Source organism: Streptomyces malaysiensis subsp. samsunensis (assembly GCF_024519315.1).
GTDB lineage: Bacteria > Actinomycetota > Actinomycetes > Streptomycetales > Streptomycetaceae > Streptomyces > Streptomyces malaysiensis.
The window spans coordinates 1-22,429 of record NZ_JANIIC010000024.1 but is presented as its reverse complement, the minus strand read 5'-3'; the positions used below and the strand labels follow the sequence as shown (position 1 = coordinate 22,429).

Below are 22,429 nucleotides of genomic sequence, written 5' to 3'. Positions count from 1 at the left end.
ACGGCGTGCTGCCCGGCCGGTCGTCCCCGGACCGGCCGGGCGGCTCGGCTCACCACCCGCTCCCGTCGCCGCCCCCCCCCGATACTGGGCCGGACAGGCACCGGGTTTCTGTAGGAACTCGACAGGGAGTGCCACCCGCCCCTGTGGGTGCCCGATTCCTCCTCGACGGCCTCGGACCGATAGTTTGCGGGGGTAGGGGACGGCACGCGCTGTGACGTCCTGCACGACTTCGACACAACGTCGACGTCGACACAGAGACATCGACGCAGATCGACAAGAGAAGGTGGTCCCTTGAGCCGCTCGGTTCTCGTCACCGGAGGCAACCGCGGCATCGGCCTCGCCATCGCCCGTGCCTTCGCCGACGCTGGCGACAAGGTCGCCATCACCTACCGGTCCGGTGAGCCGCCGGCCGGCTTCCTCGCCGTCCAGTGCGACATCACCGAGCCGGAGCAGGTCGAGCAGGCGTACAAGGAGATCGAGGAGAAGCACGGCACGGTCGAGGTCCTGGTGGCCAACGCCGGGGTCACCCGTGACCAGCTGCTGATGCGGATGACCGAGGAGGACTTCGCCGCCGTCCTCGAAACCAACCTCACCGGTACGTTCCGCGTGGTCAAGCGGGCCAACCGGGGGATGCTGCGGGCCCGTAAGGGGCGCGTGGTGCTGATCTCGTCGGTCGTCGGGCTGATGGGTTCGGCCGGTCAGGCGAACTACGCCGCGTCCAAGGCCGGCCTGGTGGGCTTCGCCCGCTCCCTCGCCCGTGAGCTGGGCTCGCGCAACATCACCGTCAATGTGGTCGCGCCCGGTTTCGTCGACACGGACATGACGCGCGCGCTCAGCGACGATCAGCGCGAGAACATTGTGAAGCAGGTACCGCTCGCGCGTTACGCGCAGCCCGAGGAGATCGCCGCCTCGGTCCGCTTCCTGGCCTCCGACGAGGCCGCGTACATCACCGGAGCCGTCATCCCTGTCGACGGCGGATTGGGCATGGGTCACTGAACGTCATGAGTGGAATTCTCGCCGGTAAGCGCATCCTGGTCACGGGCGTCATCACCGAGTCGTCCATCGCCTTCCACGCCGCCAAGCTGGCCCAGGAGGAGGGCGCCGAGGTCATCCTCACCGGCTTCGGCCGGGTCTCCCTCGTGGAGCGGATCGCCAAGCGGCTGCCCAAGCCCGCCCCGGTCATCGAGCTGGATGTGCAGAACCAGGAGCAGCTGGACGGCCTGGCCGACAAGGTGCGCGAGCACCTGGGCGAGGGTGTCGGCCTCGACGGCGTGGTGCACTCCATCGCCTTCGGCCCGCAGGGCGCGTTCAACTTCCTCGGGGGCACCTGGGAGGACGTCGGCACGGCCGTGCATGTCTCGGCCTACTCCCTCAAGGCGCTCACCATGGCGTGCCTGCCGGTGATGCCGCGCGGCGGCTCGATCGTCGGCCTGACCTTCGACGCCCAGTTCGCCTGGCCGAAGTACGACTGGATGGGCGTGGCCAAGGCCGCGCTGGAGTCCACCAGCCGCTACCTCGCCCGTGACCTCGGCGAGAAGAACGTGCGCTGCAACCTGGTCTCCGCCGGGCCCATCAAGTCCATGGCCGCGAAGTCCATCCCCGGCTTCGAGGAGCTCGCGGACGTGTGGAACCACCGGGCCCCGATCGGCTGGGACCTCACCGACCCGGAGCCGGCCGGCCGCGGTGTCGTGGCCCTGCTCTCCGACTGGTTCCCGCGCACCACGGGCGAGATCGTGCATGTCGACGGCGGTGTGCACATGATGGGCGCCTGAGCCCACGGCGTTTCCGCGCGACGGCCGCCGTCCCACCCCGCGAACCGCGGGTCCGGGGCGGCGGCCGTTCCGCGTGCGCGTTCACCCGTACGGGGGAGCAGGACGCGCGTATGGGTGGCGGATCCACGCACTGTGGAGACACGACGACGAACCGACTCACCGACCGGAGCGCCAGCGCCAGCGCCAGCGGCACGGCCGAGGAGGTCCCGCATGCGTACGACCCGCCGTGTCGCGGCCGCGCTGCTGCTCGTCGCCACGGTGGGTCTGGTCATCGCCGCCTCCAGCTCCGCCGCACAGGAACGGCCCCGGCCGCGCGAGGCCGCGTGCAGCACCTCGGTACGCGGCTCGCACGCCACCACCGACTGCTTCAATCCCAATCCCGGCGCCGACCGGGTGCAGCTGCACGTCGAATGCGCCCGTTGGTGGGACCCCGACATGGACACCCGCCCGGTGGAGGTCGGTCCGGCCGAGCATGTGCGGCTCGCCGAGCGCTGCTGGAAGGAGATACGGAAAGCCTGGGTGAGTCATCACCGCTGAGCGCCGGGTCCCACCTGAGCGCCACCCGCTTCCGGCCGCCCCCGGTCGCTCAGCAGCCGCGGAAGCGACAGCCGAACGGATGGGTGCTGGCCTCGGCCGCCGCCTGCTCCCCGTCCCCCTCCCGGATCGCCTCCACCAGCCGTCCGTGGTCCACATACGCGTCGGGGACCATCCCGCCGCCCACGTCCGCGCGCAGGAAGTCCCGTACGACCGCGCCCAGGTCCGCGTACAGCTCCTCCAGCACATCGTTGTGCGACGCGGCCACGACCGCCATGTGCAAGGTGGCGTCCGCCTCGACGAAGGCGTCCGGATCGCCCCCCTCCCACGCCCGCTCGCGCCGGTCCAGCTGTGCGTCCAGCTGCTTGAGGTCCTGCTCGGTGCGGCGCTCCGCGGCCAGCCGGGCCGCCTTGGTCTCCAGGGCGCTGCGCAGCTCGGCCACATGGCGGGGGTCGGCGGCGGCGAAGCGGCGGTGCATCACCCCGGCCAGTTCACTGGTCGCCAGCACATAGGTGCCCGAGCCCTGGCGGATGTCCAGCAGCCCGTTGTGCGCGAGGGCGCGCACGGCCTCCCGTACGGTGTTGCGCGCCACCCCCAGCTGCTCGACCAGCTCGGGCTCGGTGGGAATCCGCGAGCCCACCGGCCATTCGCCCGAGGTGATCTGGGCGCGCAGCTGGGCGATCACCTGGTCGGCGAGGGCGGAGCGCCGGGGCGAGGTCAGCGGCATGACTCTCCTGTGCGTACGACTGTGCGTGCGGCGGACACGGCCCGAAGTGGGCGAACGGGCCTTTCCATCATGATGCCGTCCGGGTGTCACCGGGTGGTCGTTCGCCACTGGACGAGCTTTCATCCCATGATTCTATGATGGTCGGCATGCATACGTCCCCGTCTGACGATCTCGCGACGCTCGACACCGCCGCCTCCGCGCCCAGCCCGGCGGAACCGGGAGGACCGCGCCGCGCGGCCTCGCCATGGCGAGGCCGCGTCATGGCGGCGGGGCTCTTGCTCGCCGCGCTCAATCTCCGCCCCGCGGTCACCAGCCTCGGCCCACTGCTCGAGGAGGTCCGGGACGGCCTCGGGATGAGCGGCACCGTCGCCGGAGTGCTCACCTCCGTGCCCCCGGCGTGCTTCGCGCTCTTCGGGTTCACCGCGCCCCGGCTGGCCCGGCGCTGGGGGCCGGGCGCCGTCGTGTGCGCCGGGCTCGCCGCCATCGCCGCCGGTCTGCTGCTGCGCCCCTTCGCCGGCGGGACCGTGGTCTTCCTGGCGGCCAGCGCGCTGGCCCTGGCCGGGATCGCGGTGAGCAACGTCCTGATGCCGGTGATCGTCAAGCGCTGGTTCCCGGACCGGGTCGGCGCGATGACCGGGCTGTACTCGATGGGGCTGTCGCTGGGCACGGCCGTGGCCGCGGCGGCCACGGTGCCGATGACCGACGCGCTGGGCGGCTCCTGGCGGGCCGGGCTCGGGGTGTGGGCGCTGCTCGCCGCCGTGGCGCTGGTGCCCTGGCTGTTCCTCGCCCGAGACCGTACGAGCGGCGCGGAGAGTGGCCTGGAGGCAAACGGCCCGGGGGCGAACGGTCCGGTGGCGAGCGCCTCGGTGGCGAGCGCCTCGGAGGCGGGCGGCTCCGAGACAGGCGGCGGTACGGGCACGCGCACGGGCACGGATACCGATACGGACGCCCCGGCCGCGGTCGCCGAGACCGCCGCCGCCCCGGCCGACGGGCCCGCGATCCGCATCGCCCGCTCCCCGCTGGCCTGGGCGATGGCCGTCTTCTTCGGCTTCCAGGCCACCGCCGCGTACATCTCCATGGGCTGGATGCCGCAGATCTTCCGGGACGCCGGGGTCTCCGCCTCCACCTCCGGTCTGCTGCTGGCCGTGATGATGGCGATGGGCGTGCCGCTCGCCTTCGTCCTGCCGCGGATCGCCGCCCGGCTGCGGCACCAGGGCGTCCTGGTCGTCATCCTCGGCGTCCTCGGCCTCATCGGTTATGGCGGGCTGTGGCTGGCCCCGGCGGAGGGCGCCTGGCTGTGGGCCCTGCTGCTCGGCGTCGCCAACTGCGCCTTCCCGCTGGCCCTCACCATGATCGGCATGCGGACGAGGACCCACGCGGGCGTGGTCCGGCTGTCGGCCTTCGCGCAGAGCGTCGGCTATCTGCTGTCCATCCCGGGCCCGCTGCTGGTCGGCGTGCTCTACCAGCACAGCGGCGGCTGGGGGCAGCCCCTCGCGCTGATGGCCGGGTTCATGGTGCCGCAGATCGTCGCGGGCGTACTGGCCGGACGCGACCGCACCCTCGAGGACGAGGGCTGATCGGTGCCGCGTACCGGGGGTGGGACACTGGTGCCATGCCAGTGCTCGATGAGAACCCCCCGAACGGCCAGAAGAAGCTCCTCATCATCTTCGGCGTGATGCTGGGCATCACCGCGATCATCGCCGTGATCGCCACCCTCGCCTCGCCCTGACCTGGTGCGGAGGAGCGGATGGTGGGGCTGGCCCCACCATCCCTTAGGGGGCTGGGCTCAGGGGTAACTGGGTGGCTCACCGGATGGGAGCGGCGCCGCCCGCTCCGTACCGTCGAACCAACGACACGTTCGGCGATCCGGAGGCGATTCCATGTCCGCCCGCACGCGTACCCGGTCCGTACACCCGGCGGTCAGCGGCGTGGACGCCCGGCTGCCGTGGTGGGCCGTCGCTCTGCCGGCGGTGGCCTTCGGGGCGCTGCTGCTTCTGCTCACCGGGCCCACCGCCGCCCATGCCGAGAGCGGCGGCTCCGGGCCGGTCTCGCAGGTCGTGGAGTTGGTGCACCGGGCCTTCGGGGACGCGGTGGGGTGACCACCGTAGGCGGTGGTGATCAGCCGTGTCCGCCGGTATCGCGGGTGTGCTCACGTTTGACGAGGTCGTTCCAACACCCTGCGCCTCCTGCACCGATTCATGCGAAGCTGGGACGCATGAGCGTCGATGTGCCCCGCAGGATTGTCCTCCTTCGACACGCCAAGGCCGACTGGCCCCAGGTGGCCGACCATGAGCGCCCGCTCGCGGAGCGCGGCCGCAAGGACGCCCCGATCGCCGGGCGCCGGATCGCGGAGGCCGGTCTCACCCCCGAACTCACCCTCTGCTCCACCGCGCTGCGCACCCGCGAGACCTGGAAGCTGGTGGTCCATGAGCTGCCGCGGCGCCCCAAGACCGTCTACGAGGAGCGGCTGTACGACGCCCCGGTCGGTCAGCTCATCGAGGTGATCAACGAGACCGCCGACGACATCACCGACCTGATGGTCCTCGGCCACAACCCCGGGATGCACGGCCTCGCCGACGCGCTGGCGGGCGAGGCCGACGAGGGTGCCAAGGAGCGCATGGACCGCGGTGCCTTCCCCACCTCCGCGTTCGCGGTCGTGACCTTCAGCGGTTCGTGGAAGTCGGTCGAGATCGGCTGCGGACGTCTCACCAGCTTCTGGGCGCCCCACGAGTGATCCCCGGGTGATGCCCCGGGCGTGATCCCAGCACACCGGCCCCCGCTCCGCCGTCGTACGTCGTACGGGGAGCCGGGGGCCGGTGTGCGTCGGGGCTGGTGCGCGTTGCGGGCGCGTTCAAGCCCTCGTGGGTCAGTCCTCGTGTGCGTCCGCCGCCTCGACCTCGTCGCGGGTCACGCCCAGCAGATACAGCACGGTGTCGAGGAACGGCACGTTCACGGCGGTGTGCGCGGCCTCCCGGACCACCGGCTTGGCGTTGAAGGCGACGCCCAGCCCGGCCGCGTTCAGCATGTCCAGGTCGTTGGCCCCGTCGCCGATCGCGACCGTCTGCACCAGCGGAACCCCCGCCTCGGCGGCGAAGCGCCGCAGCAGCCGGGCCTTGCCCGCCCGGTCCACCACCTCGCCGATCACCCGGCCGGTCAGCTTGCCGTCCACGATCTCCAGGGTGTTGGCGGAGGCGAAGTCCAGCCCAAGACGCTCCTTGAGATCGTCGGTGACTTGCGTAAAGCCACCGGAGACCACGCCCACCTGATAGCCGAGGCGCTTGAGGGTGCGGATCAGCGTACGGGCGCCGGGCGTGAGCCGGACCTCGGCGCGCACCTTCTCCACCACGGACTCGTCGATGCCGGCCAGCAGCGCGACCCGTGCGTGCAGCGACTGCTCGAAGTCCAGCTCACCGCGCATCGCCCGGGCCGTGACCTCGGCGACCTCGGCCTGACAGCCCGCATGCGCGGCGAAGAGCTCGATCACCTCGTCCTGGATCAGGGTGGAGTCCACGTCCATGACCACCAGCCGCTGGGCCCGGCGCTGGAGCCCCGACGCCACCACGGCCACATCGACGCCGATGTCGGCGGCCTCGATGGCCAGCGCGGTGCGCAGCGGTTCCGTTTCGGCGCCGGACACCTCGAACTCCACGGCCGTCACCGGATACTTCGCCAGTCGGAAGATGCGGTCGATGTTGCCGCCGGTGCCGGTGATCCGGGAGGCGATGGCGGCCGTCGACTCGGCGGTCAGCGGATTGCCCAGCACGGTGACGTGCGAGCGGCCCGTGCCACGCGGCCGGTTGTCGCCCCGGCCGGAGATGATCTCGGCCTGGAGCCGCATCGACTCCGCCCAGCTGTGCACGGTGGCCCGCAGATCGCCCTCCGCCCCATCGGCCTTGGGGGCCGTGACCAGGACGCACAGCACGATACGGCCCCGGGTGACGACCTGCTCTATGTCGACTATGTGCACGCCGTAGGCGGCCAGGGTGTCGCAGAGCCCGGCGGTGATACCGGGACGGTCCTTGCCGAAGATCTTGACAAGGAGGGTGGGGACATCATCGTCCGGGACGGCGGTGACAGGGGGGATCCGCGATGCGCTCATGGTCCTCCCACCGTATCCGGCTGTTCGCGCGCCGCGCGCGGCAGCCCGCACCGTGGACGGCAAGCCGAGGCGGAACGTTCATGTCCCGGTCGCCGTGAGGTCACCCCTCGCATGATCGGCGAGGTCATGGGCCGCGCCCGCCGTCGTGGCCCTCGCCCTCCCCGCCCTCCTCCCCTTTCGCCCCTGCCTCTCCGTCCTGCCGCCGTGTGGCGGCCGCGGCGGCCACCACGTCCTCGCGCGCGAGCGCCGCGGCCCGGCGGCCCGCCGCGCCCGTGGCCCAGGCCGCGAACGCTCCGGCGGCCCCCGCCGCCGCGCCCCACCCCGCACCCAGGGCCAGTGCGAGCGGAGCGTTCCCGTGCAGCTCGAGCCCGGCCCCGAAGGCGTCGAAGCCGAGCACGGACAGGCTCGCCCCCGCCGAGACCCCGGTCAGCCCCACCAGCAGCGGCAGCGCGACCGCGGTCACCACGCCCAGCCGCAGCGCACACCACCCCGCGAAGGCGAACGGCCGCGGGCTCCCCACGGGCGTACGGGCCGCGGTGAGCACCCCGGCGGTGAGCATCAGCAGCACGCTCGCGGCAACGAGCAGCCAGACCCGCCCGTCGAGCTCGGCCAGCCGCCCCACCGTGATCCGCTCCCCGCCCGGCCCGGCGAGCAGACCGTCCACGGGATCGGGCAGCACATGCCTCAGCGCGCCGCTCGCCCTGCCGTACCAGGGGACGAACAGCCCCAGCGGTACGCCGATCCACACCCCGCCCGGCGCGCCGAGCAGCGCCGACCCGAGCACCAGCCCTGGACGGTCGTCCCCGACCGCCGCGTAGATCCCGGCCACCAGGCCCGCGCCGACCGCGAGCACCAGCGCCCCGCACATCGCCGACACCGCCGGCCGGACCGTGCGGTGCAGCGCCCGCGCGCCCGGCGGCAGCGGTGTACGGCGCGAGGCCAGCAGCGCGAGCAGCAGGACGGCGACGACCCACACCGCGCCGCCCAGCACCGAACGGCCCGGCGCCACGGTGAAGCCGACGGACGCCTTGGCGTCGACGAGCTCGGCCAGCCGGTCCGGCAGCAGCCCGCCGCCGATCTCCGCGATATCGCCCAGCTGCTCGGGGAGCCGGCTCAGCAGATCCTGCTCGGTGGCCCGTCTGTCCAGGCCGCGGAGGACGAGCGTGGCGCCGTCGATCGTGACCGTATCGTTGCCCACCCAGGTCAGCCCGGCGAGCAGCAGCAGGAAGAGCACGGCCACCAGGCCCGCGCGCACGGCGAGTTCGGCCCGGCCGATCACCGCGCCCGCGGCCCGTAACGACCGTACGAACAGCCATCCCAGCAGCAGCGCACCGACCAGGCTCACCCCGAGCGGCGCGATATCGATGGCGGCGTGGGCCTGGGCGCCCCCCAGCCCGAAGGCGGACACATCGCCATAAGGAGTGACGGAACCGCCGACCGCCAGCACCGTCGCCGCGGCGGTCATCGGCCCGAGCGCGCCCGCGCCATCGGCGCCGATCAGATGCAGACCGAGCGCGGCGATCCCGGCCATGGCCAGAAACGCCCAGCTCACCGTCGCGATCGCGGAGAGGAGGGCGGGCCCCCAGGGCACTCGTCCGCCACCGCTCGCGCTCATATCGCCGACTCCCCGATCATCGCGAGTTGCCCGGATAAACCATGATCCGCACTATCCGTCAGCCATTACCACTTTCCGAGGGCCTTTCGGATGAGTCAACGACGCCCGAGATGCGCTCTTGTCAAAGCCCGACTTCCGATGAAGGGACTGAGCCTGAAATAGTTCCTCACGATGTTCGCCATCCCTAGACTCCCTGTGTCAGGGGGGAACTCGGGGGACAACTAGTGGGGCATGGAGTGCCGGAACTCGTACTGGAATTGAACGGACAGACCTGGACACTTGATCCGTCGAGGTCGTACAGCCTGGGGCGTGACCCGCAGGGCGACATGGTGCTGGACGACGCCAGGGTCTCCTGGCGACATGCCACGGTGCGCTGGGGCGGGCGCAGTTGGATCATCGAGGATCAGGGTTCCACCAACGGCACCTATGTACAGGGCCAGAGAATTCAACAGGTGGAAATCGGCCCTGGTTCGGCCGTCCATCTCGGCAATGCCACCGACGGCCCCCGGCTCAGCGTCTCCGGCAGCGGTGCCTCGATGGGCGCCGCGGGCGCTTACGGCCAGCAGGCGGCGATGGGCATGCCCCAGCAGGCCCAGCAGCCTCAGCAGCCCGCCGCCCAGCAGCCGCCGCAGCAGCCCGGCCCCGGCGGCTGGCCGCAGCCGGGCGGGCAGCCGCCCCAGGCGCAGCCCCAAGGCTGGCAGCAGCAGCCTCAGCAGCCCCAGGCGTTCATCCCGCAGCAGCAGGCGCCCCATCAGCAGCCGCAGCAGGCGCCCCCGCAGCAGCAGCCCCAGGCCCCGCAGGGCAATCTCGCGCAGAACGTCCCCGGCGCCGGTCCCTCCGGCTCCTCCGGCCCGGCCGGCGCCGCGCCCGGCCAGGGCGACCGCAGCCCGACCACCTTCCACCAGCTGGCCGCCGGCCGGGTGATGCGCATCGGCCGTGCGCTGGAGAACGACCTGGTCGTCTCCGATCTCCAGGTCTCGCGCCACCACGCCGAGTTCCAGGCGCTGCCCGACGGCCGCTTCGAGATACGTGACCTCGGCAGCCACAACGGCACCTATGTCAACGGTCAGCCGGTCCGGCAGCAGATCATCGGCCCGTCCGACACCGTCGGCGTCGGTCACTCCACCTTCCGGCTGGTCGGCGACCGTCTCGAGGAGTTCGTCGACACCGGTGAGGTCTCCTTCTCGGCCCGCCATCTGACGGTGACGGTCGACGGCGGCAAGCAGATCCTCAAGGACGTCTCCTTCGGCGTCCCGGAGAAGTCCCTCGTCGCTGTCATCGGCCCGTCCGGCTCCGGCAAGTCCACCCTGCTGAAGGCGCTCACCGGCTACCGCCCGGCCAACCAGGGCGATGTCCTCTACGACAACCGGAACCTCTACAAGCAGTTCGCCGAGCTGCGCCAGCGCATCGGTCTGGTGCCCCAGGACGACATCCTCCACAAGGAGCTGACCGTCCAGAAGGCCCTGCGCTACGCCGCCAAGCTCCGGTTCCCCGGTGACACCGCCGAGGCCGAGCGCGAGGCCCGGATCGACGAGGTGCTGCGCGAGCTCAAGCTGGACATCCACCGGGAGAAGAAGGTCACCGCGCTCTCCGGCGGTCAGCGCAAGCGGGTCTCGGTCGCGCTGGAGCTGCTCACCAAGCCGTCGCTGATCTTCCTGGACGAGCCGACCTCGGGTCTCGACCCGGGCATGGACCGCGATGTGATGCAGCTGCTGCGCGGTCTCGCCGACGACGGCCGCACCGTGCTGGTGGTCACCCACTCGGTCGCCGAGCTGGCGCTGTGCGACAAGCTCCTGGTGATGGCGCCGGGCGGCTCGGTGGCCTACTTCGGCCCGCCGGACGAGGCGCTCAACTTCTTCGGCTACGACAGCTGGGCGGATGTCTTCTCGGCGTTCGAGAACTACCGCGACTACGACTGGGCGGGCCGCTGGCGCGGTTCGCAGCACTACCAGATGTACGCGGCGGACCTCGACTCCGTGGCCCCGCAGTCGGTCCATGTCCAGGCCCCGCCGACCCGGATGCAGAAGCCGCAGAGCTGGGGCTCGCAGCTGTGGACGCTGATCCGCCGCTATCTGTCGGTGATCGGCTCCGACCGGGGCTTCATGGGGCTCATGGTGATCCTGCCCGCCGTGCTGGGGGCGGTGAGCGTCGTCATCCCGGCGAAGTTCGGCCTCCAGTTCGCGCCGAAGGGCTCGTTCAACCAGGCCGCCGGGACGATCCTGCTGATCCTCGTGGTGGGTATGTGTTTCACCGGAGCGGCCAACTCCGTACGAGAACTGATCAAGGAGCGGGTCATCTACGAACGGGAACGGGCCGTCGGCCTCTCCCGCTCGGCGTATCTGATGTCCAAGGTGATCGTGCTCGGCGTGATCACCGCCCTCCAGGGCGTCATCATCTGCGCGATCGGCCTCTCCACGCGGAAGCTGCCCGAGGAGGGGCTGCTGATGCCGCCGGCCGCCGAGCTGTGCCTGGCCGTGATCGCGATCGGCTTCACCTCGATGATGTTCGGCCTGGTCATCTCCTCGCTGGTGAAGACCGCCGAGAAGACGATGCCGCTGCTGGTGATGTTCGCCATCGTGCAGGTGGTCTTCACCGGTGTGCTGTTCAAGATCTTCGGATCGCCGGGTGTGGAGCAGTTCGCCTGGCTGATGCCGTCCCGCTGGGCGGTCGGCGCGGCCGGTGCCACGCTGGACCTGGGTCCGGGCTCCGGCCACATGATGGCGCCGTGGGACGGCAAGCAGCCCCTGGACACCGACCCGCTGTGGGAGCACACCACGACCCAGTGGGGCATCGACATGGTCGCGCTGGTCGTCCTGGGCATCGTGTGCGGCTTCGTGGTCGCACGGCTGCTGCGCCGCCATGAGCCGGAGGTCATGCGCAAGTAGCCGCCACCACCGTCGGGGACAAGGGCGACGGCACCCCTCGCACACAGGGGGTGCCGTCGCCCTTCGGCGTCGTAACGCCGGGTTCCGCACAGGCCGTTGAGGCTCGGTACCAGCGGTACGGGGTTCAGTACGGGCCGTTCACGTTGTCCATCGAGCCGTATCGCGCGGCCGCGTAGTTGCAGGCGGCGGTGATGTTCGCGACCGGGTCGTAGGGGTCCCAGGAGGTGCCCTCGACGTGGTACGTCTTGAAGGTCGGGGCTATTACCTGGAGCAGGCCCTTGGAGGGCACGCCGTTGCGGGCGTTGATGTCCCAGAGGTTGATGGCGCGCGGGTTGCCGCCGGACTCGCGGATGATGTTGCGGTGGATTCCCTGGTAGCTACCGGGAATGCCCTTCGCCTTCATGATGTCGAGGGATTCGCGGATCCAGCCGTCGAGGTTGTCCGGGTAGGTCTTCTTCGTGTCGGCGACCGTCTCGATACGAGCGGCGGAGCGGCTCGCGGCCTGCTTGGCGGCGCGCTCCTTGGCGGCCTTCGCCTCAGCGGCCTTGGCCGCGGCGGCCTCTTCCGCCGCCTTCTTCTTGGCCGCCTCCGCCGCGGCCTTCTTCTTCGCGGCCTCCGCCGCGGCCTTCTTCTCCGCGGCTTCTTCCTTGGCCTGCTTGTCGGCGAGGGCGGACTGCTTGACCAGGGCCTCGTGGTGGGCCTGGGCGTCGGCCTTCTGAGAGGTGAGGGCGACCGGCTTGTTCGGCAGGTCCTGGGCCGTGGTCTTGGCGCCGGCGTCACCACCGGGGACGACCGCGAAGGCTATGGCGGCCGCACCGGCGGCCGCGATACCGGCGGCGGAGTACTTGTGCGTCTTGGTGAGACGGTTGTAACCGGGGATGCTGGGCAGGGGCATGGCGGAGTAGACCTCTTCCAATCGCTTGTGTCGCAGGCCAAATCGGCGCGCAGAGCGCCGTTTCATGGATCTACGGCGCCGTGCGACTGGGGGAAATTCTTAGCTGCCGCAAAAAGTTGTCGCAAAGGCGTGACATACGATGCTGCTTAGTGGATAAGTAGGCCGCTCGTGCCCGTGCGGACGGCCGTCATCCCCGCTCAGTCGCCTATGAAACGTCCACTAAGTACGTTCGTAAGTGATTTAAGTCGTGTGTCAGGGCTCACATCGCGGAGCTTCTCATATTGCGCGCTGTGCCCGCGCAAATGCTCAGGGTGTTTGTTTTTTCCACCCTTGTAACAGCCCCTTTGGGGGTCCCGTGTGCGCCGTTCGACCTAGGGCTCAGGTCTTATCAGGTGGCCGCCGACCGGCCGATATGCCCTCCGGATGGCGGTCGGTAACGTAATGCTCATGACGAAAGGACGGGCCGACGGACCCGAGGCCGGGCTGAGTCGGGTGAGCGGTGCGCTGCTCGCCATGAGCCGACATCTGGAAGTCCGTGATGTCCTAAAGACCATCGTTGTGTCCGCCCGTGAGCTGCTCGATGCGGAGTATGCCGCTCTGGGGGTTCCGGACGACCACGGAGGTTTCGCCCAGTTCGTAGTAGATGGGGTGAGTGAGGAGCAGTGGAAGGCCATCGGACCGCTGCCCCGCCAGCACGGCATTCTCGCCGCGATGCTCAAGGACGCCACCCCGCAGCGACTCGCCGATGTGCGACTGGATGCCCGTTTTGAGGGATGGCCATCAGCTCATCCTGTTATGTCTGATTTCTTGGGTCTTCCTATTGCCGACGGCGATGAAGTTCTCGGCGCGGTATTCCTCGCCAACAAGCGATGTCCCAAGCCCGAGGGCGGCTGCGGATTCACCGCCGAGGACGAGGAGCTGCTGTCCATCCTGGCCCAGCACGCCGCCATCGCCCTGACCAACGCCCGGCTCTACGAGCGCAGCCGCGAGCTCACCATCGCCGGGGAGCGGGCCAGGCTCGCCCATGAGTTGCACGACGCGGTCTCCCAGAAGCTCTTCTCGCTGCGGCTGACCGCCCAGGCGGCCGCGGCTCTGGTGGACCGCGACCCCGCCCGCGCCAAGGAGGAGCTCCAGCAGATCGCCCTGCTCGCCGCCGAGGCCGCCGACGAACTGCGCTCCGCCGTCGTGGAGCTGCGCCCCGCCGCCCTCGACGAGGACGGCCTCGTGGCGACGCTGAGGACGCAGGTGCAGGTGCTCGACCGGGCCCACTCCGCCCATGTCACCTTCGCCTCCCGCGGCGTACGGGCGCTGCCCGCGGCCCAGGAGGAAGCGGTGCTGCGGGTGGCCCAGGAGGCCCTGCACAACGCGCTGCGCCACGCCGGCGCGCGGCAGGTCGACGTCACCCTCGCCCGGCGCGGCCAGGGCGCCCGGCTCCTGGTCGCCGACGACGGCAGGGGATTCGACCCCTCGGCCGTACGGCGCGCCGGACGCCACCTCGGGCTGGTGTCGATGCGGGACCGGGCCGGCGGTGTCGGCGGCGGTCTGACCGTGGAGTCGGCGCCCGGCAAGGGCACCGTGATCGAGATGGAGGTGCCCGGTGGCTGACCCGGGACGGATTCGGGTGCTGCTCGTCGACGACCACCAGGTGGTGCGGCGCGGCCTGCGGACCTTCCTTCAGGTCCAGGACGACATCGAGGTGGTCGGCGAGGCGGCGGACGGCGAGGAGGGTGTCGCCCGCGCCGAGGAGCTGCGCCCCGATGTCGTCCTGATGGATGTGAAGATGCCCGGCCTGGACGGTATCGAGGCGCTGCGCACCCTGCGCGACCTCGACAACCCCGCCCGGGTGCTGGTCGTGACCAGCTTCACCGAGAAGCGCACCGTGGTCCCCGCCCTGCGCGCGGGCGCCGCGGGCTATGTCTACAAGGACGTGGACCCCGAGGCGCTCGCCCGCGCCATCCGGTCCGTCCACTCCGGGCATGTGCTGCTCCAGCCCGAGGTGGCCCTCGCGCTGCTCTCCCAGGAGGAGGGCGGCGGTCAGGGGCGCGGCTCGCTCACCGAGCGCGAACGCGAGGTGCTCGCGCTGATCGCGGACGGCCGGTCCAACCGGGAGATCGCCCGCGCGCTGGTGCTGTCCGAAAAGACCGTGAAAACCCATGTGTCCAACATTCTGATGAAGTTGGACCTCTCCGACCGCACCCAGGCCGCGCTATGGGCGGTACGGCATGGAATCGGGGCATGAACAGCCTTTCTCCGTGAAATCACACCAACGTGTGGGGAGCACTCGAACAGCGCAACTCGCCATCTCCCGTGCCGTTCTTCACGGCGTACCGCGGTGGACCGCCGCGGTGACGCGCTGATGAATGAAGGGTCTTGAGAAGTGAAGAACATCAAGAGGTTCGCTGCCATCACGATCGCGGCCGGCGGACTCGCCGTCGCCGGTGCCGGTGTCGCCTCCGCCCAGGGTCCCCAGGCCGACGGTGGGGCCACGATGTCCCCGGGTGTGGTCGCTGGCAACAACATTCAGGCGCCCATCCATGTGCCCGTGAACTTTTGCAGCAACACGATTTCGGTCATCGGGTCCATGAACCCGGCGTTCGGCGTCCCCTGCGGCCGCTGACCGGCCCCGCCCCGGCGGAATACCCGACTCACCACCGACCGGCCCCGGAGGCACCCGCCTCCGGGGCCGGCTCCATGACGGGGCCCGGTTCCATGACGGGGTCGACCCCGGGACGGGCCCGGTTCCAGGAGGGCCGGCTCCAGGACAGGGCCGGTTTCACGGCGGGGTCGGCCCCATGACACCCCCGGTGCCCCGGAAGGCTCAGAGACCGCCCCGCTCCCGCTCCTCCACATACGCGTTGTACGCCGCCACCTGCGCCCGCCGCGAGGTGCGCTCCACCGGCCGCAGCGCCTCGGCGCGTGCCGTGATCTCCGACGCGCTCACCGCGCCGCCGTGCTCCCGGCCGTCCCCGCCCGCCGTATACGCGATGTCCACCAGCGCACCCACCCGCTGCGCCAGCTCCAGCACCCGTAGGGCCCGCGGCGGATAGCCCGGCGCCAGCACCTCACGGCCCCGCTCTGCCCGCGCCCGATACGCGTCCAGAGCCGCCTGGGCCACCGGGCCCGATCCGGCCACGTTCAGCCGCGAGAGCACCTCCGTGGCCTCCCGCAGGGCCTCGGTCAGCTCCCGCTCGGCCTCGCTCAGCGACGGCACATCCGCGGGCGGCGCCTCCCGCACCCCCTGGCATCGCCACACCACCTCGACGTGCTGATCACCCTCGGGGCCGACCGCGGACACCTCGGGCACCAGACCCAGCGCCGCCCCCGTAGCGATCACCGCCTCACCCGCGTCGAGCGCCTGGGCGTTGAACTCCGGCGGGCCGCTCAGCCCCAGCGGATGCCCCGCTATGGGCAGCGCCACCCGCAGCCCCTTGGCCCCGAGCGCCCGCAGCCGCCCCAGCGCCAGCGTGAGCCCCACCGGCCCGGACTCCCCCGGAAGCCCCGCCACCCGGTGCGACGCGTCCTCGTCCGCGATGCGATGCGCCGCCTCATCGGGGGAGACAAGTCCGGCGAGAAGGGCATTTCCCCAAGCCGCGAGGCGCCCTGAACGTGGTTCATCGAGCATGGCACCAGCCTAAGGACTGCCACCGACAGCGTGTGGCGTAGGTTTTCCTCAGGGGGCTGCGCCCACAGGCGCACGCACGACTCGAGACTGCAATGGGAGACAACGCGCTCATGAGCGAGGTTCTGGAGCTGCTGGACGTATCGGTGGTCCGCGATGGGCGGGCTCTGGTGGACGAGGTCTCCTGGTCGATCAAAGAGGGAGAGCGCTGGGTCATCCTCGGCCCCAACGGCGCCGGCAAGACCACCCTCCTCAACCTCGCCTCCAGCTATCTCTTCCCGAGCGCCGGAAGCGCCCGCATCCTCGGCGAGCATCTCGGCCGCGTCGACGTCTTCGAGCTGCGCCCCCGGATCGGCATGGCGGGCATCGCCATGGCCGAGAAGCTGCCGCGCAGCCAGACCGTCCTTCAGACCGTCCTCACCGCCGCGTACGGCATGACGGCCCACTGGCAGGAGGACTACGACGCGGTCGACGAGACCCGCGCCCGCGCCTTCCTCGACCGCCTCGGCATGACCGAATACCTCAACCGGAAGTTCGGCACCCTATCCGAGGGCGAGCGCAAGCGCACCCTCATCGCCCGCGCCATGATGACCGACCCCGAGCTGCTGCTCCTCGACGAGCCCGCGGCAGGACTCGACCTCGGCGGCCGCGAGGACCTCGTCCGCCGCCTCGGACGGCTCGCCCGCGACCCGCTCGCGCCATCGATGATCATGGTGACACATCATGTCGAGGAAATCCCCCCTGGCTTCACCCATGTTCTGATGATCCGCCAGGGAAAGGTGCTCACCGCGGGCCCCGTAGAGACCGAGCTGACCTCCCGCAACCTCTCCCGCTGCTTCGGACTCCCGCTGGTCGTCGAGCGCAACGGCGACCGCTGGACCGCCCAGGGACTGCCGCTGACCTGATTTCCGCCGGCCCGATGTCCGCCCTCCGCGCCCTCCGCCCCATCGGCGGGTGATCCGCGCACTGTCCCCGACGACCGGCGCCAACTACCATGACCATGTGGATCCGTGGGTGTGGTGGCTGATCGCCGCCGTAGGACTGGGCATTCCGCTCGTTTTGACCGCGATGCCCGAATTCGGGATGGTCGCGGTCGGCGCGGTGGCCGGTGCCATCACCGACGCGCTCGGGGGCGGCATCGTGCTCCAAGTCGTCGTCTTCTGTGTCGTCTCGGTCGCGCTGGTCGCCGTCGTGCGCCCGATGGCGGTCCGCAGCCGCCGTCAGCAACCCGAGCTGCGCAGTGGCATCGAGGCGCTGAAGGGACGCCAGGCCGTCGTCCTCGAGCGCGTCGACCACGGCGGTGGCGGCCGCATCAAGCTCGCGGGCGAGATCTGGTCCGCGCGCTCCCTCGACCCCGGCCAGAGCTACGAACCCGGGCAGCAGGTCGACGTAGTGGAGATCGACGGTGCGACGGCCGTCGTCATGTAGACGCCGTACCCGGGGTGTCCTATCAAGAGTTGAGGACGCCCCGGTTGAGCTGCGGAGTCGACCATGAATCTGACAGACTCCACCCTCGGGAACCGCCAGACCTGATCATCCCGACCATCCGAATCACCGCATGAAGGGCACGGGGAGCCGCTGTGGAACCGATCATCATCGTCCTGATCATCCTGGTGGTGCTGGTCTTCATCGCACTGATCAAGACGATCCAGGTCATCCCGCAGGCCAGTGCCGCCATCGTGGAGCGCTTCGGACGCTACACACGCACTCTCAACGCGGGCCTCAACATCGTCGTCCCGTTCATCGACTCGATCCGCAACCGCGTCGACCTCCGTGAACAGGTCGTGCCCTTCCCCCCGCAGCCGGTGATCACCCAGGACAACCTGGTCGTGAACATCGACACCGTCATCTACTACCAGGTAACCGACGCCCGCGCCGCCACCTATGAAGTCGCCAGCTACATCCAGGCGATCGAGCAGCTGACCGTCACCACCCTGCGGAACATCATCGGTGGCATGGACCTCGAGCGCACCCTGACCTCCCGCGAGGAGATCAACGCGGCGCTGCGCGGCGTCCTCGACGAGGCCACCGGCAAGTGGGGCATCCGCGTCAACCGCGTCGAGCTCAAGGCCATCGAGCCGCCCACCTCCATCCAGGACTCGATGGAGAAGCAGATGCGCGCCGACCGTGACAAGCGCGCCGCGATCCTCCAGGCCGAAGGTGTCCGGCAGTCCGAGATCCTGCGCGCCGAGGGTGAGAAGCAGTCCGCGATCCTGCGGGCCGAGGGTGAGTCCAAGGCCGCCGCGCTGCGCGCCGAGGGCGAGGCCCAGGCGATCCGTACGGTCTTCGAGTCCATCCACGCCGGAGACCCGGACCAGAAACTGCTCTCCTACCAGTACCTCCAGATGCTGCCGAAGATCGCCGAGGGCGACGCCAACAAGCTCTGGATCGTGCCCAGCGAGATCGGCGACGCCCTCAAGGGCCTCGGCGGGGCCATGGGCAACTTCGGCCCGCTGACCGGCGGCGGCAACGGCGGCGGCACCCCCGCCGCCACCGGTAAGGAGCCCGCCCCGCGCCGCGAACAGCCCAGGATCGACTGAACCTGAACGAACCTGAACGGACGGGCGTCGGGGCGGCCTCCCGGACGGGGCGGCCTCCCGGGCCCCAGGAGGGCCCCCGGTCCGTCAGGAGGGCCCTAAGCAGGTCAGAGGAAGTCCGCGCCGGTTCGGGCAGCGCCCCGAAGGGGCGCGGGGAACTGCGCGACCAGCCACGACGGTGCCGCAGTCGGCCGACAACACATCGCGGCACTTCCAGCGGAGCGCTTAGGCCGGTAGCGCCAGCCACTCCGGCAGCCCGTCCCGCTCCGCCGCCCCCAGCGCCAGCACCAGCGCATCCGAGGGCGTGGGCTCGAACGGCGCCTTGAGCAGCCGCATCCCCGCCTGCTCCGGAGTCCGGTCCGCCTTGCGGTGGTTGTCCTCGGCACAGGAGGCCACCGTGTTCAGCCAGGTGTCCCCGCCCCCGCGCGACCGCGGCACCACATGGTCCACGGTCGTCGCCCGGCGGCCGCAGTACGCGCACCGGTGCTGGTCCCGGACCAGCACCCCGCGCCGCGACCACGGCGCCCGTCTTCGGAACGGCACCCGTACGTAACGGCACAGCCGGATCACCCGCGGCAGCGGCAGATCGACGTCCGCGGCCCGCACCCGCAGCCCCGGGTGGGCGTGTTCGACGACGGCCTTGTCCTGGAGGACCAGCACCACGGCACGCCGCAGCGTCACCGTCGCCAGCGGCTCGAAGCTCGCGTTCAGAACCAGCGTCTCGCGCATCCCGACCACCCCCGCATCCCGTGTCCCGGTCCCGCGCCTGACATGGGCGGGACCGGGATCAACTCTGGCCGGGAGCCTGGCCGAGAACAACGCAATTTCGCCGAGTCAGCCCGCGGCCGGCGCCTCGTACTCCCCGATCAACTGGGCACGTCCCAGCGTGTGGAAGCGCAGATTGAAGCCGACCACCGCGGGCGAGGCGTCCGCGTCCGGCCCCAGCTTCTCGCTGTCCACCGCGTAGACGGTGAACACATAGCGGTGCGAACCGTCCCCGGGCGGCGGCGCGGCCCCGCCGAAGTCACGCGTCCCGTAGTCGTTGCGCGCCTGTACGGCCCCGTCGGGCAGGCCCGTGAAGCTGCCGCTGCCCGCACCCGCCGGAAGCTCGGTGACCGTGGCCGGGATGTCGAACAACACCCAGTGCCAGAAACCGCTGCCGGTCGGCGCGTCCGGGTCGTAGCAGGTGACGGCGAAACTCTTCGTACCCTCCGGGAACCCCTCCCAGCGCAGCTGCGGAGAGGTGTTCCCCTCCGCGTACACCTGGGCGGAGTTGAGCGTGCCGCCCGGTTCCACATCGTCGCTCACCACCGTGAACGACGGCACCGGCGGATGGAAGTCATGGGGGAGTGGGGGCCGGTTCTGCTCGGACACCTCAAGAACCTCCTCAGGTCGCAGTGGATCATCTCCGCGGCCAGCCTAACGAGACCGCCGCTCGCCGGGCTGGCACCATGTCGCCCATGACCGGCCCCACCCTCGCCCTCCACCTGCGCCTCGACGGCGTGACGGACAAGGACGGCTTCCTCGACCGCTGCGCCCGGGACCTGCGCTTTCCCCACTGGTACGGGCGCAATTGGGATGCCCTCGCCGACTGCGTCACCGATCTGTCCTGGTGGGCCGAGGGCCGCGAGCCCAGCGGCTGTCTGCTGGACATCCAGGGCTGGCCGGCCTTCCGCGACGCGGACCCCGACGCCGCCGCGATCGCGGCGGACATCCTGGCCGACGCGGAGGCGTACTGGGCCACGCAGGGACGCCCCCTGGTGGTGCGCTACGACGACGGCCCTTGAACTACGGCCCTTGAACTACGGCCCTGACGTATGGCCCTGACGTACGGCGACGGCCTACGGCACCCGGCAACGCGTCCTGACACACGGCGCGGGGCGCGCACCGAGATGGTTTCGGTGCGCGCCCCGCGCGGAAGTCAGGGTCCGGAGAGGGAGAGCTCAGAACCAGTTGCGCTTGCCGCCGACCTGGGCGAGCCACTGGTTCAGATACGCGGCCCAGTCGGTGTCCTGGAAGGACGCCAGGTTCATCGTGAAGGACCGGTAGGTGTCACTGCCCTCGGTGAACAGCCCCGGCTTCTTGTCCATCTCCAGCACCACGTCGATCTCACGGTCGTCCGCGACGAAGGACAACTCCACCTGGTTCAGGCCCCGGTACTGCTCCGGCGCGTAGAACTCGATCTCCTGGTAGAAGGGCAGCCGCTGCCGGGTCCCGCGGATGTGGCCACGCTCCAGGTCGGCGCTCTTGAACCGGAAGCCGAGGGTGCCGAAGGCGTCCAGGATGGCCTGCTGGGCGGGGAGCGGATGCACATGGACCGGGTCCAGATCGCCCGAGTCCACCGCGCGCGCGATGGCCAGCTCCGTGGTCACCCCCACGTTCATACCGCTCAGATGCCGGCCCAGGAACATGGTGATCGGGGTCTCCCACGGAATCTCCAGGCCGAACTGCACCGCGTGCACCGCACCCGGCTGCACCTCGAACGCACCGCCCAGCTGCTGCCGGGTGAACTCCACGTCCTGCTTGTACTCCTGGTCGTTGCCCTCCACCTCGACCCGCGCCTGCAAGCCGACCGAGAGGCCCTCGATCCGCTGCGCGACCGAACCGCCCTGGATGCGGACCTCGCCCTGCACAATGCCGCCCGGGACGACGTTCTCCTCGGTCAGCACCGTCTCCACCGAAGCGCCACCGGCACCCAGACTCGCGAGCAGCTTCTTGAAGCCCATGTTCTCCCTCTCAAGGACGCGACTGCGTCTTGACTCGATCGCGCTCGATCACTGTTGACACGTAGGAACGCGAAACAGCCGTGGACGGTTCCGCGGCTCATACCCTTCCAGCGGACCGGTGCCGCCTCCAACCACCGGTTGATATCTGTTCCACTACGCTCGGGGCGCGTGACAGCAGGACCTGACCGTGAGCCCCTCGACCGCTCCTTCTTCGACCGACCCGTCCTCGAGGTCGCGCCCGACCTCCTGGGCCGCGTCCTGGTCCGGAGCACCCCGGACGGACCGATCGAATTGCGCCTGACCGAGGTCGAGGCGTACGCGGGCCTGGCGGACCCCGGCTCGCACGCCTACCGCGGCCGCACCGAGCGCAACGCCGTGATGTTCGGCCCCCCGGGCCATGCGTATGTCTACTTCACCTACGGCATGTGGCACTGCCTCAATCTGGTCTGTGGACCGGAGGGCCATCCCAGCGGGGTGCTGCTGCGCGCGGGCGAGGTGCTGCACGGCCATGCGTGGGCCCATCAGCGCAGGCCGAAGGCGCGTAACGACCATGAGCTGGCCAAGGGCCCGGCCCGGCTGGCCACGGCCCTGGGCGTGGACCGCAGGCTAGACGGCACCGATGTCTGCGCGGGTCCCGACGCCGCGCTTGCCATACTCACCGGCTACCCCGCCCGGCCTGCCCAGGTGCTCAGCGGTCCGCGTACCGGTGTGGGCGGGGAGGGCGCAACTCATCCCTGGCGCTTCTGGATCGATGGCGAGCCCTCGGTCAGCCCCTACCGGGCGCACACCCCGCGTCGCCGGAATTCGACGCGCCGTCAGGTCGGAACTTGACTCTGCTGGACAGGGCGCCTAACGTAGCCCGAGCCGCTTGAGACGGGCAGTGCTGTCGGCGCGATCCCACGATCGAGTCACAGTGGCTCCAGAGCGGCCAACCACTAGACGACATCTCCCGAACAGGGTCCTATTTCGCTGCGCGAAATCAAGACCCGGGGCTCCGATTAGGAGCTGAGAGGGAAATTA

24 protein-coding genes are annotated in these 22,429 nt (G+C 70.5%); 16 read left to right on the top strand and 8 right to left on the bottom strand.

The annotated features are described in order from the left end of the window. Positions 1-291: 291 nt before the first annotated feature. From fabG to NQU54_RS20905, 3 genes are all read left to right on the top strand, one after another. Positions 292-996: a 3-oxoacyl-[acyl-carrier-protein] reductase gene (gene fabG / locus NQU54_RS20915; protein ID WP_257632383.1), complete on the top strand. Its 705-nt coding sequence runs from the start codon at positions 292-294 to the stop codon at positions 994-996. Between the two features lie 5 nt (positions 997-1,001). Beyond that, a complete protein-coding gene (gene fabI, locus NQU54_RS20910) occupies positions 1,002-1,772 on the top strand; it encodes an enoyl-ACP reductase FabI (protein ID WP_257632382.1) in 771 nt (256 codons plus the stop codon). A gap of 210 nt (positions 1,773-1,982) precedes the next feature. Beyond that, on the top strand, positions 1,983-2,309 hold the full coding sequence (locus NQU54_RS20905; RefSeq protein ID WP_069874657.1) for a hypothetical protein: 327 nt from the start codon (positions 1,983-1,985) through the stop codon (positions 2,307-2,309). Positions 2,310-2,358: 49 nt separating this feature from the next. On the opposite strand, the gene NQU54_RS20900 is transcribed toward NQU54_RS20905, so the two are convergent. Beyond that, on the bottom strand, positions 2,359-3,033 hold the full coding sequence (locus tag NQU54_RS20900; protein ID WP_257632381.1) for a FadR/GntR family transcriptional regulator: 675 nt from the start codon (positions 3,031-3,033) through the stop codon (positions 2,359-2,361). Between the two features lie 146 nt (positions 3,034-3,179). Here NQU54_RS20900 and NQU54_RS20895 point away from each other — a divergent pair, with 146 nt between their 5' ends. The 4 genes from NQU54_RS20895 (at position 3,180) to NQU54_RS20880 (ending at position 5,767) form a co-directional block, all read left to right on the top strand. Beyond that, positions 3,180-4,610: a CynX/NimT family MFS transporter gene (locus NQU54_RS20895; RefSeq protein ID WP_372505970.1), complete on the top strand. Its 1,431-nt coding sequence runs from the start codon at positions 3,180-3,182 to the stop codon at positions 4,608-4,610. 35 nt (positions 4,611-4,645) lie between these two features. Next, positions 4,646-4,762 carry an SGM_5486 family transporter-associated protein gene (locus tag NQU54_RS20890; RefSeq protein WP_252100358.1) on the top strand — a complete coding sequence of 39 codons (117 nt, stop codon included), beginning with the start codon at positions 4,646-4,648 and terminating at the stop codon, positions 4,760-4,762. 151 nt (positions 4,763-4,913) lie between these two features. Further along, a complete protein-coding gene (locus NQU54_RS20885) occupies positions 4,914-5,132 on the top strand; it encodes a hypothetical protein (RefSeq protein WP_167501041.1) in 219 nt (72 codons plus the stop codon). A 116-nt stretch (positions 5,133-5,248) separates the two neighbouring features. Further along, entirely contained in the window at positions 5,249-5,767 is a 519-nt protein-coding gene (locus NQU54_RS20880) for a SixA phosphatase family protein (RefSeq protein ID WP_257632379.1), read from the top strand. A gap of 132 nt (positions 5,768-5,899) precedes the next feature. Here NQU54_RS20880 and serB read toward each other — a convergent pair whose 3' ends face one another. Both serB and NQU54_RS20870 read right to left on the bottom strand, forming a co-directional pair. Next, on the bottom strand, positions 5,900-7,132 hold the full coding sequence (gene serB, locus NQU54_RS20875; protein ID WP_102934203.1) for a phosphoserine phosphatase SerB: 1,233 nt from the start codon (positions 7,130-7,132) through the stop codon (positions 5,900-5,902). 124 nt (positions 7,133-7,256) lie between these two features. After that, entirely contained in the window at positions 7,257-8,747 is a 1,491-nt protein-coding gene (locus tag NQU54_RS20870) for a streptophobe family protein (protein WP_306278915.1), read from the bottom strand. Positions 8,748-8,971: 224 nt separating this feature from the next. Here NQU54_RS20870 and NQU54_RS20865 point away from each other — a divergent pair, with 224 nt between their 5' ends. Further along, entirely contained in the window at positions 8,972-11,632 is a 2,661-nt protein-coding gene (locus tag NQU54_RS20865; RefSeq protein WP_257632378.1) for an ABC transporter ATP-binding protein/permease, read from the top strand. Positions 11,633-11,756: 124 nt separating this feature from the next. On the opposite strand, the gene NQU54_RS20860 is transcribed toward NQU54_RS20865, so the two are convergent. Continuing rightward, the gene (locus NQU54_RS20860; protein ID WP_257632377.1) at positions 11,757-12,527 is read right to left on the bottom strand and encodes a transglycosylase SLT domain-containing protein; all 771 of its coding nucleotides are present in this window, start codon (positions 12,525-12,527) and stop codon (positions 11,757-11,759) included. Positions 12,528-12,974: 447 nt separating this feature from the next. On the opposite strand from NQU54_RS20860, the gene NQU54_RS20855 reads away from it, so the two are divergent. The 3 genes from NQU54_RS20855 (at position 12,975) to NQU54_RS20845 (ending at position 15,144) form a co-directional block, all read left to right on the top strand. Further along, on the top strand, positions 12,975-14,132 hold the full coding sequence (locus tag NQU54_RS20855; RefSeq protein WP_372505969.1) for a GAF domain-containing sensor histidine kinase: 1,158 nt from the start codon (positions 12,975-12,977) through the stop codon (positions 14,130-14,132). Beyond that, positions 14,125-14,766: a response regulator gene (locus NQU54_RS20850; RefSeq protein ID WP_069874680.1), complete on the top strand. Its 642-nt coding sequence runs from the start codon at positions 14,125-14,127 to the stop codon at positions 14,764-14,766. The genes NQU54_RS20855 and NQU54_RS20850 overlap by 8 nt, the downstream gene beginning before the upstream one ends. A gap of 138 nt (positions 14,767-14,904) precedes the next feature. Then, positions 14,905-15,144, top strand: coding sequence for a chaplin (locus NQU54_RS20845; RefSeq protein WP_033227481.1), 240 nt, complete (start codon positions 14,905-14,907; stop codon positions 15,142-15,144). 201 nt (positions 15,145-15,345) lie between these two features. Here NQU54_RS20845 and NQU54_RS20840 read toward each other — a convergent pair whose 3' ends face one another. Then, a complete protein-coding gene (locus NQU54_RS20840) occupies positions 15,346-16,149 on the bottom strand; it encodes an Rv1486c family protein (protein WP_257632375.1) in 804 nt (267 codons plus the stop codon). Positions 16,150-16,259: 110 nt separating this feature from the next. Between NQU54_RS20840 and NQU54_RS20835 the strand changes: the two genes are divergently transcribed. The 3 genes from NQU54_RS20835 to NQU54_RS20825 all read left to right on the top strand — a co-directional run bounded on the left by NQU54_RS20835 (position 16,260) and on the right by NQU54_RS20825 (position 18,686). Continuing rightward, the gene (locus tag NQU54_RS20835) at positions 16,260-17,051 is read left to right on the top strand and encodes an ABC transporter ATP-binding protein (RefSeq protein WP_257632374.1); all 792 of its coding nucleotides are present in this window, start codon (positions 16,260-16,262) and stop codon (positions 17,049-17,051) included. Positions 17,052-17,100: 49 nt separating this feature from the next. Beyond that, positions 17,101-17,574, top strand: coding sequence for an NfeD family protein (locus NQU54_RS20830; protein ID WP_069874685.1), 474 nt, complete (start codon positions 17,101-17,103; stop codon positions 17,572-17,574). A 152-nt stretch (positions 17,575-17,726) separates the two neighbouring features. Continuing rightward, positions 17,727-18,686 (top strand): SPFH domain-containing protein, encoded by a 960-nt coding sequence (locus tag NQU54_RS20825; protein WP_069874688.1) that lies wholly within the window; start codon positions 17,727-17,729, stop codon positions 18,684-18,686. 222 nt (positions 18,687-18,908) lie between these two features. Here NQU54_RS20825 and NQU54_RS20820 read toward each other — a convergent pair whose 3' ends face one another. Together NQU54_RS20820 and NQU54_RS20815 are read right to left on the bottom strand one after the other, a co-directional pair. After that, positions 18,909-19,412 carry an HNH endonuclease gene (locus NQU54_RS20820; protein WP_069874708.1) on the bottom strand — a complete coding sequence of 168 codons (504 nt, stop codon included), beginning with the start codon at positions 19,410-19,412 and terminating at the stop codon, positions 18,909-18,911. 105 nt (positions 19,413-19,517) lie between these two features. Continuing rightward, entirely contained in the window at positions 19,518-20,057 is a 540-nt protein-coding gene (locus NQU54_RS20815; RefSeq protein WP_257632373.1) for a YbhB/YbcL family Raf kinase inhibitor-like protein, read from the bottom strand. An 86-nt stretch (positions 20,058-20,143) separates the two neighbouring features. Here NQU54_RS20815 and NQU54_RS20810 point away from each other — a divergent pair, with 86 nt between their 5' ends. Continuing rightward, on the top strand, positions 20,144-20,470 hold the full coding sequence (locus NQU54_RS20810; protein WP_231981507.1) for a barstar family protein: 327 nt from the start codon (positions 20,144-20,146) through the stop codon (positions 20,468-20,470). A gap of 156 nt (positions 20,471-20,626) precedes the next feature. Here the strand turns inward: NQU54_RS20810 and NQU54_RS20805 are convergent, their stop codons facing one another. Continuing rightward, positions 20,627-21,409 carry a sporulation protein gene (locus NQU54_RS20805; RefSeq protein WP_257632372.1) on the bottom strand — a complete coding sequence of 261 codons (783 nt, stop codon included), beginning with the start codon at positions 21,407-21,409 and terminating at the stop codon, positions 20,627-20,629. Between the two features lie 168 nt (positions 21,410-21,577). On the opposite strand from NQU54_RS20805, the gene NQU54_RS20800 reads away from it, so the two are divergent. Further along, on the top strand, positions 21,578-22,240 hold the full coding sequence (locus tag NQU54_RS20800) for a DNA-3-methyladenine glycosylase (RefSeq protein WP_257632371.1): 663 nt from the start codon (positions 21,578-21,580) through the stop codon (positions 22,238-22,240). Positions 22,241-22,429 lie beyond the last annotated feature (189 nt).